Source organism: Veillonella sp. LMAG:90 (assembly GCF_008679445.1).
In the GTDB taxonomy this organism is placed as follows: domain Bacteria; phylum Bacillota; class Negativicutes; order Veillonellales; family Veillonellaceae; genus Veillonella_A.
The window spans coordinates 240416-256618 of the sequence record NZ_NAND01000001.1; the positions used below are offsets into that span (position 1 = coordinate 240416).

General features: G+C 44.8%; 10 protein-coding genes and 1 pseudogene. All 11 read right to left on the bottom strand.

Annotation, left to right across the window (positions count from 1 at the left end; genetic code table 11):
- Window positions 1-71: 71 nt before the first annotated feature.
- The gene (locus CCC71_RS01075) at window positions 72-2081 is read right to left on the bottom strand and encodes a molybdopterin-containing oxidoreductase family protein (RefSeq protein ID WP_226974492.1); all 2010 of its coding nucleotides are present in this window, start codon (window positions 2079-2081) and stop codon (window positions 72-74) included.
- Between the two features lie 335 nt (window positions 2082-2416).
- Complete coding sequence (locus CCC71_RS01080) at window positions 2417-3556, bottom strand: Ldh family oxidoreductase (RefSeq protein WP_412192126.1); 1140 nt, start codon at window positions 3554-3556, stop codon at window positions 2417-2419.
- A 533-nt stretch (window positions 3557-4089) separates the two neighbouring features.
- A complete protein-coding gene (locus CCC71_RS01085) occupies window positions 4090-5286 on the bottom strand; it encodes a M48 family metalloprotease (RefSeq protein WP_021842071.1) in 1197 nt (398 codons plus the stop codon).
- Between the two features lie 12 nt (window positions 5287-5298).
- Entirely contained in the window at window positions 5299-6645 is a 1347-nt protein-coding gene (gene dnaB, locus CCC71_RS01090; protein WP_021842070.1) for a replicative DNA helicase, read from the bottom strand.
- A gap of 1 nt (window position 6646) precedes the next feature.
- Window positions 6647-7093, bottom strand: a complete 447-nt coding sequence (rplI, locus tag CCC71_RS01095) for a 50S ribosomal protein L9 (protein ID WP_021842069.1) — start codon at window positions 7091-7093, stop codon at window positions 6647-6649.
- A complete protein-coding gene (locus tag CCC71_RS01100; RefSeq protein WP_127057870.1) occupies window positions 7090-9105 on the bottom strand; it encodes a DHH family phosphoesterase in 2016 nt (671 codons plus the stop codon). The genes rplI and CCC71_RS01100 overlap by 4 nt, the downstream gene beginning before the upstream one ends.
- Before the next feature lie 24 nt (window positions 9106-9129).
- Window positions 9130-10086, bottom strand: a complete 957-nt coding sequence (locus tag CCC71_RS01105) for a YybS family protein (protein WP_021842067.1) — start codon at window positions 10084-10086, stop codon at window positions 9130-9132.
- A 171-nt stretch (window positions 10087-10257) separates the two neighbouring features.
- Window positions 10258-12396 carry a ribonuclease J gene (locus tag CCC71_RS01110; RefSeq protein ID WP_156704103.1) on the bottom strand — a complete coding sequence of 713 codons (2139 nt, stop codon included), beginning with the start codon at window positions 12394-12396 and terminating at the stop codon, window positions 10258-10260.
- A 503-nt stretch (window positions 12397-12899) separates the two neighbouring features.
- Entirely contained in the window at window positions 12900-13616 is a 717-nt protein-coding gene (locus CCC71_RS01115) for a uracil-DNA glycosylase (protein ID WP_021842064.1), read from the bottom strand.
- A gap of 124 nt (window positions 13617-13740) precedes the next feature.
- A complete protein-coding gene (locus CCC71_RS01120) occupies window positions 13741-15456 on the bottom strand; it encodes an ArnT family glycosyltransferase (protein WP_156704105.1) in 1716 nt (571 codons plus the stop codon).
- A 149-nt stretch (window positions 15457-15605) separates the two neighbouring features.
- A pseudogene (locus CCC71_RS01125) lies at window positions 15606-16190 on the bottom strand (DedA family protein); the annotation flags it as partial.
- Between the last annotated feature and the right edge of the window lie 13 nt (window positions 16191-16203).

Sequence of the window (16203 nt, forward strand, 5' to 3'; positions counted from 1 at the left end):
ATAAAGTTGACAATTCTCATTCAACTTCTAAAAACTCATCATTTTATTTTGTAAATGGAGACAGTTTAATCCTATAGGGGTGTAATATCCACTTTTACGTCATAAAAAGTGCTGCCTTCCGCATAATCGGTCAGTCTTGATGAGGTTAACGCATTAATGCTGTTTCGGGGATCCGAAGAGTAGCGTTGCCACCAAACACCATAAGAAACTACCGTTTTAGGGCTAATTCCTTCATCCAAATATACGGGCATCTGTAGGGTTCCTTGCTCATTATAAAGGCGTACCAAATCACCTTCAACAACGCCGAGTCTCTCCGCATCAATCGGATTAAGCCACGCGCCCATCATCGGTTTCGACGTATCAAAGACCCGTTCATTAAATGATGAATCAAGAATTCGCAAATCAGGTGCATTAATAAGGGCGAACTCACCTTTTGCCACCGTATCACTGTGAGACTCAACATAGCGCGGAAGCGGCTCAGCCAGTATCGGATTTAAGATTTCAATCTTATGGGACGCCGTTTTAAAAGTCATTTTGTAATTATTTGGAACCGGCATTTCCACCGGTTCGCCTTGTAGTAATTTCTCTTTCAATTCCGCCGGTACATTAACGGCCCCGTCAAGCGTATCGTGGATTAAATCTAAAGCTGTTTTATCAAAAAACGGATCCGTAATCCCCATTGCTTTAGCGATAAGACGAATCGTGTCCCAGTTCGACTTGCTTTCACCGATCGGTTCAATCGCTTTATAACCTATAGCACTGGTGTAATGACCATAGGAATTATAAATATCATCCGCTTCTACTGACGAAGTAGCAGGCAAAACAATATCCGCATATTTAGCCGTATCGGTCAAAAAGCGCTCATGCACGACGGTAAATAAATCTTCGCGAGCTAGCCCTTGGCGCACCAAATTCTGGTCTGGTGCCGTAATCGCCGGATTGGATGAATAGATATAAAGACAGCGGATTGGCTCTTCTTCCTGGTTCAAAATTTCGCCTAGTTTAACCATCGGTACCATCGGCACGACCTTGCCGGCATGAACATCCCAGGACATAACTTTATCATTAACGTAAAAACTGCCCTTCGCGTCGCTCAAAAGGCCACCGCCCAACGTTTCATAAGCTCCGACCACGGCCGGTAAACAGGTTATGGCACGAACGGTCATGGCTCCGTTGCCATAGCGGGACAGACCGCTGCCCAGGCGGATAAACGGTGCTTTTGCCTGGCCGTAAGCATGCGCCAACGCTTCAATTTGTGCTGCCGGCACGCCCGTAATGGCGGATACCTTTTCAGGTGTATATTCAGGTAATGATTCTTTAACAAGTTCATCATAACCAATAACATTATTGGCTATAAACTCACGATTTACCAAGTTATCCCGTTCTAAAATATGAAGAATCCCCAACGCCAAGGCACCGTCTGTTCCCGGTTTGGTAATGATTACTTCATCGGCTTGTGCACAAGTGGTGGTTTTGTAAATATCAATGACCCATACTTTGGCGCCCCGTGCCTTCGCTGCCTTCACATCATGCATGATGTGAATTTCTGTAGCCAACGCGTTCAGACTCCAAAGAATAACAAGGTCACTGTGACTCATTTCCTGTGGTCGCGTGCCGAATGTATCACCCATAACCATATTCCACCCGTATGTTTTGGCCGGCGAGCATATCCCCCGATTATGTCGCACTGCCCCCAGACGGGCAAACAGCGGAAAAGCGGCGGCTTTTTGAATCAGCCCCATAGTTCCTGCATAGGAATAAGGCATGATACTCCGGCCACCGTATTTTTGTAGACTGTCCTTAAAACGAGCAGCAATCGTTGCCACTGCTTCTTCCCAAGTAATCGGTTCAAACTCACCGCTGCCTTTCGGACCGACACGTTTTAACGGTGTCCGCAAGCGTTCCGGCGAGTGAATTGTATCTTCATAATGCACCATTTTAGGGCATAAAGTACCGCGCGTAAACGCATGATCCGGATTGCCCTTTACGCTTAACACGGTGTTATTCTCTACCGTTAATACCAAACCACATGCATCGGGGCAGTCATAAGGGCACACAGCATTGATTTCTCGTTTACTCATAAAGCTCTCTCCTTTTCAAGTTAACTCTTTTACCTCAAATTATAGTTCTCCACTATAATCTCATGCTAAGGTTTTATTTTAATGTATCTACTCAACATTGTAAACCTCTGATATTGTATCAGTTGTTGCATATATCACCGGCATGCATTCTTTTGATTCCTGATTCAACAAAAAACAGCCCGCACGTTACCGTGCGAGCTGCTCTTCTTCTTACTGCTTAATAGGCTCTGCCCTTCCTATTAAACTGCACAATATCATCATTGCGCTATATGTGCTAGGTGCATTATTTACTGAGAGTCAAGGGACTCCTATTAATAGGGCTCAATGGCCGTCTATTAATAGTTACCGGTGAACATATCGCCGGCTACAGGTGGTTTGTAGTCGCCGAAGTATTTGCTGAAGTCAAGACCTAAGTACTGGCAAAGTTCATAAACTTCAGTCATAGTTTTGTCGATTACAGGGATACCGTTTTCTTCACGGTCTTTAACTGCTTCAACTTCTTTTTCACCATGAGTGTAAATACGTGCTTCACCTTCAGCTTTAGGAGCTTCACGAAGTTCAGTTAAGAAAGTGGAGAAATGTTTTTTGATAGCGTCAGCATCGCCGAAGAATGCAGGGTTAATAGCCATGAAGCCGTGGCAAATATTGGATTTGCCGTCTTTCATGCAGTGGTTGGAAGTGCCGCCCATGGAAAGGATAGCTGCGAACAATTCAACAACCATACCGTTACCATAACCTTTATGGGAACCTAATTGTTCAGTGTTACCGCCAAGTGGCATGATACCGCCGCCTACGTGAGCGGAGATATTTTTCAATACATCAGCTGCGTCAGTGGATGGGTTACCATCTTTATTCAATGCCCAGCCATCAGGTAATTGTTTACCTAATTTATTGTACATTTCCAATTTACCACGAGTTACTACTGTAGTAGAAGCATCGAAGAAGAAGTTGTAAGGTTCAGCAGGAGCTGCCCAAGCTTGTGGGTTGGAACCCAACATAGCTTTACGAGCATATGTAGGAACCATGATAGCTTCGGAGTTAGTGCAGGAGAAACCGATTAAGCCTTCTTCTACTGCCATGTTAGCGTAGTAACCGGCAATACCGTAGTGGTTGGAGTTACGTGCAGAAACGATACCTACACCGGATTCTTTAGCTTTTTTAATAGCTAATTCCATTGCATAGTGACCAATCAATTGGCCCATGCCGTCATGACCGTCGATAACTGCGGATACTGGAGTTTCGAAAACAACTTCAGGTTGAGCGTCAACTTTGATTGTACCTTTTTCGATACCTTTGTGGTAACGAACAAGACGCTGCATACCATGACTCTGAATGCCGTACATATCGGACATCAACAATACGTCACGAATAATTTTAGAATCTTTTTCAGAGAAACCAAATTTCATGAATGCATCTAATAAAAGTTGGTCAAGTTGTTCATACTTAAATTTTACTACGTTTCCCATTTGTCTAATCCTCTTTTCCGAAAACATATACCTGGAACAAGCTCTTCAAGAAATCCTTAATCCTAATTACTGACGTTTTTTGGTCCCCTTCTCAAATTGCTTATTTCCTTTTAAAGACAAGTTCATTATAGCACAGGGTTTTTGATTGTTGAATACTCCGAAGCCCTAAAAACGTCCAAAAACCATTACTAAATCTGCATAGAAAAGGCATTTTTGACGAATAATTGACGGTATGAGAGTCGATAACTGCTAGTTATCACTAGCTTTATCCATGAATGCGTTTTGATAATAGGAACGATGAATTTTTTAAAATTTTACGCTATTTTTTCTATAAATTTTCTGTTTTATTACTTTATTTGTCTACTACAAAACGTATAAATCAAACATTTTTCATGTTTTTAGTCAAAATTCAAAACCCTATTTTAAGGCGTTTCTCATGATTCACGGAAAATTTTTTAGTGTATTATTGCACTATATTGCATAAAAAAACGCCTGTCAAAGCATTCGCTTAACAGGCGTTCCGGTTAGAAGATTAATTAATACTATTCAAAGTTTGCTTTCGAAGCGGCCGTATTGTCGGTTTTTACCTTAGTATCAGCCTTAACTTTAGCTTTCTTGTCTTTCTTATCTGCTTTTGACTTATCGTCAGCTTTTACCTTTTTGCTGCTCTTAGAGTCAATAGCCGCTTTTAAATCCTGTTCCATGGTCACCGCTTTATCGGCGGAACTTAACGTTACCAAAGAAGTGCCATTCATAAGAACTTGGTTGCCCTGAGCTACCGGGATTCCCACATTATTATCATGATAGTATCTTGCCAATTTGCCGGCCACCAAATAAGCCCGCATGGCGCCCGTATATTGCCCGCTGGCCTCACCCGTATAAACAGGCTTTTTATTGACATAGACTACATCATCCGTAACACTTACATGTTTCCCGGAGTAGTCCTCAATACGTTTCAAATGATCGAGAATACGCTGACTCATCTTCGGATGGTTATTGGGATTGACAATTTGCCCCAAACCATCGGTGTACAAATCGCCGTATTTATCGCGCAGAACCGCCATGGCCACAGCCGCAGCGCCCACATTATAACCGGCATCGGCCAATAGTTTAAAGCCCCATTCATCAGCCGCTTTTTCTTGACTTACGCTGAATACCTGCTGGTTAACATAGTTACCCGCCACATTGCCGAGGAGCACACTAAGACCGCCCGCATTTGCCGTGGCAGCACCAACTGCCGTCTGCAAGGCTACGCTTTTGCGAATGCCCCGGATGGCATCCTTGTTTTCACCATGACCGATTTCATGACCCACAACGGACGCAATCGCCGCATCATCCATCATATCCATGAGACCTTTATTGATAGACATGACACGACCAAGGCTCATAGCCGCATTGGCATCTTCTTCCGGTGTTACATATACTACATACGTCCGCTTTACATCAGGTGTATCGGTTAGACTTTCAAAAATCCGCTTAGCTCGATCCTGATAGGCATAATTATTATAATATCCGGTATTTTTCTGACGTTCTTCGAGCATTTGCTGCTGACCGTCATCGGTATCATCGATACGAGATAATTCCGTATTGACCGTTACCATGGCCAATGTACCGCCCAACAATACATCAAACACACCGGCTGCCTCTGCTTTAAAGCCCGCCAAACCGGTAAAACCGCTACCGCCGGCCAAAGTTAAGCCAATAGCCGCCGCCAATACAGTTCGTCCCCAGCGTTTCATACAGTGCCTCCCCTACATCTCATCCGTACGCATAGTAATATCGCGGAATCTGGTGAATTCCCCTTGGAATAAGAGATTAACCGTGCCCAATGCGCCGTTACGATGTTTACGAATAATAACTTCCGTTACATCTTCCTGATTTTCATCTTTACTGTAATATTTATCACGATATAAAAAGACTACAATGTCCGCATCCTGTTCCAACGAACCCGATTCACGAAGGTCACTCAAGACCGGTCGTTTATCGGTACGCGATTCAACACCGCGGCTAAGCTGCGACAAAGCAATCAAAGGTACGTCCATTTCACGGGCAATCAATTTAAGGTTTCGGGAAATTTCCGAAATCTCCTGCTGACGGTTATCGCTATTACCGCCATTGCGCCCTGTCATGAGCTGCACATAGTCGACGATAATAAGATCCAAACCCTGTTCAACTTTCAGACGACGCAGTTTGGATCGCATCATTTGAACCGTAAGGCCCGGCGTATCATCAATATATAACTTGGATTCACCAAGTTGTTCCAATTGCCCGATAAGTTTCGGCCAATCTTCCTGTAAGAGGCGCCCCGTACGCAAACGGTCCGAAGGCACTTCCGTAGCGGATGACAAAATACGACCTACCAATTGTTCGGCAGACATTTCCAAGGAGAAAAAGGCAACGGACCCTTTACCTTTTACGGCCACATTATAGGCCAAGTTCAAAGTGAACGCTGTTTTACCCATGGAGGGGCGAGCGGCCACAAGGATTAAGTCAGAGCGCTGCAAGCCATTAGTTATCTTGTCCAAATCTTTGAAGCCCGTGGAAATACCGGTCAAGCTGTCACCATAGTTCTGTAATTCACCGATTCGTTTCATAACATTGGTCATTACGTCACCAAGGCTGACAAACGAAGTTTCCGCTTTTACCGCACCGGTTACATTTAAAATACTGCTTTCCGCATCATTTAAAATGTCCGGCACTGTTTTGTCCCCATTGTAGCTTTCACCGACGATGCGATTACCCGCGTCAATGAGGCGACGCAAGGTTGATTTTTCAGCCACAATACGAGCATGCTCTTCTACATTAAAGGACGACATAGCATCATTGGTGAGTTCCGCAATGTAATTAATACCGCCCACTTCGTCGAGTTTTTTCATGCGCGTCAATTCTTCTGTCAAAAGGACCATATCGACGCGACGATTACCGCGGCGCACGATATTTTCAATGGCTTCATAGATAATACGGTGCGCATCGCGATAAAAATCACTGCGACCTACAATACTGCTGACGGAATCATAGATATCATTCTCGGTTAAAAGAGCCCCGAGAACAGCCTTCTCCGCCTCAATACTATGGGGTGGAATGCGCGCTTCCGCCATATTATGCCTCCACTAATTCAACTTTAATAGTAGTCGTAATTTCAGGATGTACGCGAATCAACACATCATGAACGCCCAAAGTTTTGAGCGGTTCTTTGAGTTCAATTTTCTTTTTATCAACGGCTACATCGAATTGAGCGGCCAAAGCATCGGAAATATCTTTACCTGTAACGGAACCGAATACACGGCCCGCATCCCCCATTTTTACAGGAATGCGTACTTCTACTTTAGCCAACTGGCTGGCCAAAATCTTCGCTTCATCAGCATTTACTTGTTTCTTGTGAGCTGCCGAAGCTTGTTGCTGCTTAGCATTATTCAAGTTAGCAGGCGTACCTTCTAAAGCCTGGCCTTTTTTAATCAACACATTGCGGCCGTAACCTTCACTGACCTCAATGATTTCGCCTTTTTTACCTACTTTTTTTACATCTTCCAACAAAATTACTTTCATTCTGCTTTTTCCTCCTTCTTCATAGAAGCAAGCTGGCCTTTAGCTACACTTTTTACAGCTTCCACCGCTTCTTCCATGGTCATATCATATAGCTGGGCGCCGGCTACGGTACGATGACCGCCACCGCCCAAGGCTTCCATAACAAGCTGAATATTCATAGCCCCTTGCGAACGGGCACTTACGCCGATACCGCCATCCGACAAAGTATAGAGCACATAGCTGGCTTCGATACCTTCAATGGTGATAAGCTTATCTGCCGTTTGAGCCGACAAAATGGACGCGTTCTGGATACCCGCCGGACAAGTGGTAATCGCCATGCCGTCAAAACGTTCCGCATCGGCCAACATTTTAGCCCGCAATTGGATGCTGTCAAAACTTTCCATAAACAAATGGCGCACAATGGATAAATCCGCACCGGAACGGCGCAAGAAAGACGCCGCATCAAAAGTACGCGATCCCGTTTGTACCACAAAGTTCTTCGTATCCACTACGATACCGGCATATAACGCACTCGCTTCCACCACATTGAGTGAAATCGGGTCTACGAAATACTGAATTAATTCTGTTACCAGCTCACTGGTGGACGACGAAGCCGGTTCCAAATAAGTGAGCAATGGTTTTTCAATAAAGTCGGAGGCACGACGGTGATGGTCAATAACAACGCGACGTTTAGACTTCTGCAAGGCTTTTGGCGCCGCTACCATATCCGGTCGATGCACGTCCACTACAAATACGAGGGTTGTATCGGTTACAAAATCTTCAGCCGCTTGTGGCGTGATTAACAGACTTTCAAAACCCGGTTCGGTAGGGAATAAATCTGACAATTTCTTAATAGCCACAGTTTGATCGCTTACAGCTACGTGAACGGATTTACCGGCCGCTCTAGCCATGGCGGCTACGCCGATGGCACCGCCGATACTGTCATAATCTTCACGCTCATGGCCCATGACGATAACATTATCGGCATCATCCATGAGTTCTTTAATGGCTTGTGCTACCACGCGGGCACGGACACGAGTATTCTTTTCGGCGCCTTGCGTTTTACCGCCGTAGAATTTCAATTCTTCGCCGATATATACGCTGGCCTGGTCACCACCGCGACCAAGGGCTAATTCGAGACCGGAACGAGCTCGTTCCGATTGTTCTTTAATCGTAGCCGCACCGGCTGCAATACCGATACTGATAGTCGCCGGAATACGACGACTGGTCGGAATATTATGAACCTTCGCCAAAAGTGGGAAATTTTGTTCAATCATATTCATTAGCGCTTTTTTAGAAATACAGAAGATGTACGAATCATCCGCATAGTTACGGACAAAACCGTCGTAACGGTCAATTTCTTCTACGATGGCATTATTAATTTCCGCCCAGAGGTTAGTGTATTCAACGTCACTGAGACCTTTCGTCACATCTTCGATGTTATCCATCATGAGGAACCCGAATACCGGTGCCATCGCTTCTGCTTCATGGCGCAATTGTTCCGATTCGGTTACATCGTCAAAGTAGAACGCCATATATGATTCCACTTCGGAGTCAGGCGCCCCTTTATAATCCGTGCCATCAATGAATTTATAGATAACACGATAATATTTATTTTCAATTTTTTCATTAAAATAGCCGGACTTGCCCCAGATTTTATCGAGGCGCAAACTCGGAATAAAACCGTTAAGGCGTTGTGTTTTATCCGGATCTTGCGGCATCCAATCACGGAACACGCTATTATACCAGCAAACACGAGCCTTACTGTCAATAATAACTATTGCTGTCGGCAAGTTCTGCAAAGCAAAATTCGACGCTTGGGTAATCCCCTTCGCAATCGTATTAAATTGCTCATACCGTTGCTGTCGTTGTTTACACACCGCTCGGCTGCTGTATAAATAGGCCACAACGACAAACAAAAGGCCAAATAGCGCCATCTGCCAGTTAAGCCAGGCAATCACTAATAGTAAAACGATGATAACAACGAAGGCGGTTTTTTCAAAGGCTCCAAAAAAGCCTTCATTCCCATTCATAAGATCGCTCCCTACTTTTTCTCTTTACTCATCGCCGATTCGTCTCGACAGACGACGACGTAAATTTAAAATTAAATCTAAAATGCCAATCCACATCGTGGCGAACTGCATTAATAAAGTAATAAATATCAAAACTAAACGGATGCCGTTTGACAATCCATAGCTTTTAAAAATAGTCCACAAACAACCGATACCCTGCAGTACCAACATGTACGATCCCAGCGCGTACATATTATAAGCCACAATATTAATGGCTTCCGATTGCAGTTCGTTACCCCAATACGTCAACAGCACACCGAGGGCAAACATGTATAAGGTCCACTGCGGTACACGCCACTCTTCAAGGGGCGGTAAGGTTACGCCTTCACCACCGGTGCGGCGCATGATAATATTCGCTACGGCGCAAATGAAGTAGCTAATTACTACGGACGACATAAATAGGGCGGCCAAAAGCACATAGGCCATTTGCTTAAGCATGGCCTGCACACTGGTCATCATGGCGGTCACTTGTTCATCCATGAGACCCTGTTCACGATAAGCGGTTTCCATTTCGGTCAACGCTTCCTGCTGAAAATTTTGCCACATCGTAACTATATCCATCTGCATCACATATTGCGCAATCATAAGCTGTATACCGATGGTAACCATCATTGTTACGGCCGGCAATACCAAAAGCCGACTGGTCGACCAGCGATGTATATAACCATAGGCCAAGACAATACCGGGTATGCCCGATGTCATCACTTGCATGAGTGCCCCTAAGGGTGTCAATACAACCGACATAACCAGCCCCATCGTAACGGTCGCCAAAATACTCCAACGAACACCATGGCGAGCGCCCAACACTACAAGTACGGCGGGCATCAAGATGGAAGCAAGGAATCCCATAAACGGTACCGTAACTCCCACAAAGGTAAATACCATAATAAGAGCCGTCAAAAATCCTGTTTCCACTACGGCTCGCGTATCTGTATATCTCATAAATTACTCCTGACAAAATAGACGTATGACCGAGGTCATACGCCTATTATAACATTTTGTATTGTTTTTGAATATCATTAACCACAAAATCACAAATTACGACCTATATAGGAGGGTAAATTACCACTTATAAACAAGCTTGAATTTACCGCATCACTCAGCCGATGCGACTTATACGTCTTGGATAATCGGTAAAATCATCGGACGACGACGGGTCTTTTCATACAAGAATTTACCCAAAGTATCGCGTACTTGAGATTTAATGGTAGCCCAATCTTTCATCTGACTGGCTTCGCATTTTTCAATCACTTGTTCAATGCGTTTTTGCGCTTCGTTCATGAGATCTTCCGCATCACGTACATATACGAAACCGCGCGATACGATATCAGGACCGGCTACAATCTGGCCGCTGGCACGGTCCATGGCCATAACTACGATAACCATACCTTCCTGCGCCAATTGCTGACGATCGCGAATTACGATATTGCCAACATCGCCAACACCGAGACCGTCAACGAACACCTTGCCGGCCGTAACGTGACCGCCTTTGCGGCCTGTACGACTGGTGAATTCAAAAATCTGCCCATTGTCGCCTACAAGCACGTGATTTGGTTTCACAATGCCCATGGATACAGCAAGTTCACCATGTTTCTTCAACATGCGATACTCACCGTGTACCGGAATGAAGAATTTAGGACGAACCAAGTTGAGCATGGTTTTCAAATCTTCTTGGCTGCCATGACCGGATACGTGAATGCCGCGGTCACGACCATAAATTACATCCGCACCTAAGCGCAATAGATTGTCGATGGTACGACCAACCGCTGCTTCATTGCCCGGAATCGGCGTGGCGGAGATAATAATCGTATCATTCGGAGTAATTTCGATAGTACGATGATTATTGGTTGCCATACGGGATAAGCCTGCCATAGGTTCCCCTTGACTGCCGGTTGTCAAAATCATGATTTCGTCATCACGGTAACGACCCATTTCATCAACATCAATCAAAGTTCCTTCCGGAATATTCAAGTAACCGCGTTCCTGCGCAATTTCCGTTACGTTAACCATACTGCGGCCCAACACGATAACTTTACGCTTGAAGGCAACCGCCGCATCAACAGCCTGCTGCAAACGAGATACGTTGGACGCAAAAGTAGCGAGTACTACACGGCCGCGAGCTTCCCCTACAGCACGAAGTAAAGCAGGTCCTACGGTGCTTTCAGATGGAGTAAATCCCGGTTTTTCCACATTCGTGGAGTCGGACATCAAGGCTAATACGCCTTTGTTGCCCAGTTCGGCAAATTTATGAACGTCCATCAATTTACCGTCTACCGGCGTCTGGTCCACTTTGAAGTCACCGGTGTGAACAACAGTACCTACCGGCGTTTCAAAATAAACGGCGCAAGCATCAGGAATAGAGTGGTTCGTCTGAATGAAACCTACTTTGAAAGACCCTACACGAATTTCATCGCCCGCTTTTACAATATTAAGTTTTACGCCGCCTACTTTATTTTCTTTCAATTTGCCTTCGATTAAACCGCAAACAAGGTTAGTAGCATATACCGGCACATTGATTTCTTTCAAGAGATACGCCAAGGAACCGATATGGTCTTCATGACCGTGAGTGATAACTACGGCACGTACTTTATCTTGGTTTTCAATCAAATAACTCATGTCAGGGATGACAATGTCAACGCCCGGCATATCGTTTTCAGGGAACGCAAGACCTGCATCCAATACGATAATATCATCGCCATATTGGAATACGGTCATGTTCTTACCGATTTCACCGAGACCGCCCAACGGAATAATCATGAGCTTATCTTTTTTGCTCGAATGATGTTGATGATTCGCATGTGCATCACCATTGCTGTGGGATGTGTGACGGCCATTAATATTGGCACGATCGCCGGTATTTTTTTCATTGCGATTGTTATAACGTGTAGAGTTAGTACGATTATTCGTACGGTTGTTGGTACGAGCCGGTTTAGCTGTGCCTTCCGCATTAGCCGCAGCATTGGCAGAATTTGTGTTCTTACGACGCGGTGCGGACTGTTTAGCGCCTTCGCCGGATGCATTCGTTGTACGGCGTGTGCTTGGTCGACGAGTTTCCCCGGTATTGCGATTACTATTTGTGCGACGCGTGGTGCGACGAGTGGTTTCGCCGCCCTGTTGTGCTTGATCGGCACCTGTCGTTTCAGTAGCCACAACATTTTTAGCTACCGGTGCTTTTTTCTCAGCCGCCGGTTTAGGCTCATTAGCAGTATTATTGCTTTGGCCTGTTAATTGATTCAATAATTCTTTTAACATATATGTATTACTCCTCCTAAATTTTATATTTCCTTAAATATATACCTTAATCATGTACGTCCGTCCGGAGTATACCTATTCTCCGCGTTCCTTTGTGGGATGTACGTAAAAAGATTCACTCGTTCATTATTAACTTGTCATCACATAAGCGTATGGATGCAACACAAAAGCAAGGACCGTTCTTTGTAAGACACGCCTCTTCGTCTGCAAACTGCTTCTGTAAAGTTAAAGGGTAAAATGTGAAAAAACTGCACGATTACACATATTGTGTACCTGAAAAAAGAGCCGAATTATGACTCTTTGCACATTATATTAACCCAAAGCCGAACAAATATCTTACGAATAGTATACCATAAGTCATATAAAACGAAAAGAACCCCCGACAAATTAATCGAAGATTCTCTATATATAAAACTTTTTTATTCTATGTCTTTTGCGTATACTAACCGGCGCTTACACTAATTTTATGCCAAGCAACACGTCTTCGCCCTTACATACTGTCATTAACGCTCAATCGCAGCCTTGAACTGCTCGCGATACTGCTTGGCGCCGCCATTGGCAGGATGCCGCAGTGCATGAGCCACAATGCCCTGCCGCGCCAAAATATCCGCCGACTTGCGCCCTACGGCACAAATAATCTGTCGGTCACCATTGTACGCTTCAATCAAGGCCATTAAGTCCTCGGTAAACTGACCGCCGATAACAATTTCTGTCTCCGTAGGCGTGCGATTCGTCAAAGGCTGATTCGCTACATGGGGATGAAAAGGAAAAATATTCCACAATATAGCATCATAGGTAGAGATATTATTCTCCAAAAGAGCTGACCATACTACCGTATCCGTCGGTTCGTTAAACCCTTCCAAGCGTTGTTTATTATTAAGCAACAATGGGCTATCGGCACGACTCGTCCGTTTGCCTATGCCGTCCGGCAAAATCATAGCGGGTTTCACATCATTATGAAAACCGAGGAGCATGCGCTCACAGGTAATGGCAATACCGGAAAAGCGCCCACCCTGATAGCCTACGGCTTCAGCCACAATAAGATAACGGCTTTGTTTTAAGCGTGCTCTTAAATAACTCTCTAATTGCTCCCGTCGCCACTGAGGCGCCGCCTGCGATACATCGAGGGCCGGATCGTAATCACGCCACGGATTAAATACCGTATCAGAGCCTTCATAAGCTGCCAGTTTATCTATAAACCGACTAATTGAATCTTTCATAGAACCTCCTCTACGGCATTTAACACACATTTAACACGCATTCAACACACTTTTGACATGTATCTTTCCTGCTATAACAATTTGATAAAAATCCGCCAATCAATATAGTTAACAAACTGATTGTTTATCGTGTTTCGTAAATAAATATCTTATTCTCAACGCGCAACAATTTCACCATTGGCGCTAACGAAGATTTTTCAAAATGTCCCCGATACTTTTCAGGCACAAGAATCAGCGCATGAAGTGCTACCGGATTATCGATCGGCATCGGTTCCGTCGGATTTTTCCCCATCGGCAAGCGGGTTGCTTGTCCCTTATCATTCGTTACACTTTGTAAAACTCGTGCTTCATTATTAAGGGCCGCCTGAAAACGCTCCGTCACTTCTTCTACCGTTTGAGCAGGCATCTTGTTTTTACCTTCCCAAGCATTACTACGTTCCTTATTTTTATTAGGTAACGCATCGTCTTCAATTTTAGTAACTTCTTTGTCCGTATAATACACGAGCGACGCACTATAGTCACCATAATAATAGATATCGCCGTCATACTGAGCCACAACAGGTGCATAAGCTACCGATGAGCGTTGTTCTACCAGCGGTTGTATCCCTTCATGAATAACAAGCCCTGCAATGGCCATAGTCATAAAAGTAACTACTACCGGCAGCATATAGCGTTTCTGGTTCCAATACATCAGGCCGGTCAAAATAAAACCGACTACAATCAGTACATACAACAAGTACCAGAAGCCCCAAGGCACATAAAAACTGGCCACGCCCAAAACGAGCCACAAGAAGAAGGCCGGCCCCATAATGAGCCAAGACAACTTACGCGGGCGACCGGGACGCAATATTTTTACAACCCCAAAAGCACCTAAAAAGCTAAACGGTACCAAGCTGATAAATGTATACGTCGGGTACTTAGTGGCCATTAACGTATAGAATAATAATGTCCCCCACCCCATAATCATGGAATAAATATAGAACGGCTGTTTAAAACGCCAACCGTAATACATACCGTATAATACGGCGCCTGTCCACGGCAACGAAGCCAACGGGAACATAACTAAGTAATACCACCAATGATTAGCTTCCGGATGCTCCGACTGGGTGGCGCGCACCACATTATGAAGGCCCAAGAAACCATCAATAAAGTCTTGCCCGTGTGTCATGTACATATAGCCGTACCAAGGCATAACGACAACTAAAAAGGCTAAAATGCCTTGCCACGAAAAGATGTAGCGAAGCATACGGCCCGAACGCATTACAGCGGCATATACCAAGAGCAAAATCCCCGGCAATACGAGTGCCACCGGTCCTTTGGTCAAAACACCGATGCCCGCAAAAAGGTATGCCCACACCATAAACAAGGTGCGGCGTTCCGTAAGCCCGCGATAAGCATAGGCCAAGGTGCCGATAGTCGCCCACAAGAGCACCATATCCGTTACGATGCCTCGCGCCAAAATCCAGAATTCAAGGGATGAACCGAGAATCATGGCACTCCACAGCGATACCAAACGACGGCCGGAAATGCTGCGCACTACCTGGTAGAAGAACCCTACCGACAAGGCCCCGAATAAAGCGGCCGGAAAACGAGCAGCAAAATCGGAAAAGCCGAAAATTTTATAACTTAACGCAATAAGCCAATAAATCATTATCGGCTTATCATACCAATATTCATGATAAATCTGTGGCGATAACCAATCGCCGGACATGACCATTTCTTTAGCTGTCAATGCATAGTTCGACTCAACCGGATCGGTAATCGGCAAACTGCCATTGCCGATAGCAAACATGGCGAAGGCGATTAAGAAGCAAATGACGCTCAAGCGATGAAGTCGCATCTAATCCCTCCTTAGCGCTGTGTTGTATTATCCTGCACAGCATTGTCTTTCATTTCGGTTGTTGCCTCATCCGTAAGGTCTGCCTCTTCTTTGGTTTCAATCTTCGAGTCATGAGCAACTGAATTTACACCGTCTGTATCTTGCTTGCGCTTTTTGTTGCGATAGTAACGAATGCCGAAGAAGACCGCAATGATAGCAAAAACAACTATCATAATAACTAAGAATTCATGATTGTACTCAATCAAATCCTGCCAATGTTCACCCAATTTTACGCCGAGCCATACGAGCAAAATCGTCCAAGGAATTGTGCCGAGTAAAGTCCAAATGATAAAACGCCCCATCGGATAACGGGCGATACCGGCCGGGAAAGAAATAAAGGTACGAATCCCCGGCAACAAACGGCCAAAGAACACCGCAGCACCGCCGTATTTATTAAACATTTTCTCAGCCATTTCAAATTTATGTTCATTGAAGAAAATATAGCGACCATATTTTCTAAGCAACGGACGGCCCCCATGTTCCCCCATCCAATAGGATAAAATAGAGCCAACCACACCGGCAGCCGTAGCTACAATCATGGTCATATTCATCTCGAATACGCCTTGCGCAATCAAATACCCCGAGAAGCCCAACACAATCTCACTGGGAATCGGAACATTGGCATTTTCCAATACCATCGTAATAAACATGGCCGCATAGCCGTATGTCTCCAAAAATGAAATCAGGTAATCCACTGTTAATATCTCC

What these genes read in the sequence shown, in the direction of transcription:
- CCC71_RS01075 (WP_226974492.1), bottom strand. Translation starts at nt 2,081, where the DNA reads ATGAGTAAACGAGAAATCAATGCTGTGTGCCCTTATGACTGCCCCGAT.
- CCC71_RS01085 (WP_021842071.1), bottom strand. Translation starts at nt 5,286, where the DNA reads ATGAAACGCTGGGGACGAACTGTATTGGCGGCGGCTATTGGCTTAACT.
- dnaB (WP_021842070.1), bottom strand. Translation starts at nt 6,645, where the DNA reads ATGGCGGAAGCGCGCATTCCACCCCATAGTATTGAGGCGGAGAAGGCT.
- rplI (WP_021842069.1), bottom strand. Translation starts at nt 7,093, where the DNA reads ATGAAAGTAATTTTGTTGGAAGATGTAAAAAAAGTAGGTAAAAAAGGC.
- CCC71_RS01100 (WP_127057870.1), bottom strand. Translation starts at nt 9,105, where the DNA reads ATGAATGGGAATGAAGGCTTTTTTGGAGCCTTTGAAAAAACCGCCTTC.
- CCC71_RS01105 (WP_021842067.1), bottom strand. Translation starts at nt 10,086, where the DNA reads ATGAGATATACAGATACGCGAGCCGTAGTGGAAACAGGATTTTTGACG.
- CCC71_RS01110 (WP_156704103.1), bottom strand. Translation starts at nt 12,396, where the DNA reads ATGTTAAAAGAATTATTGAATCAATTAACAGGCCAAAGCAATAATACT.
- CCC71_RS01115 (WP_021842064.1), bottom strand. Translation starts at nt 13,616, where the DNA reads ATGAAAGATTCAATTAGTCGGTTTATAGATAAACTGGCAGCTTATGAA.
- CCC71_RS01120 (WP_156704105.1), bottom strand. Translation starts at nt 15,456, where the DNA reads ATGCGACTTCATCGCTTGAGCGTCATTTGCTTCTTAATCGCCTTCGCC.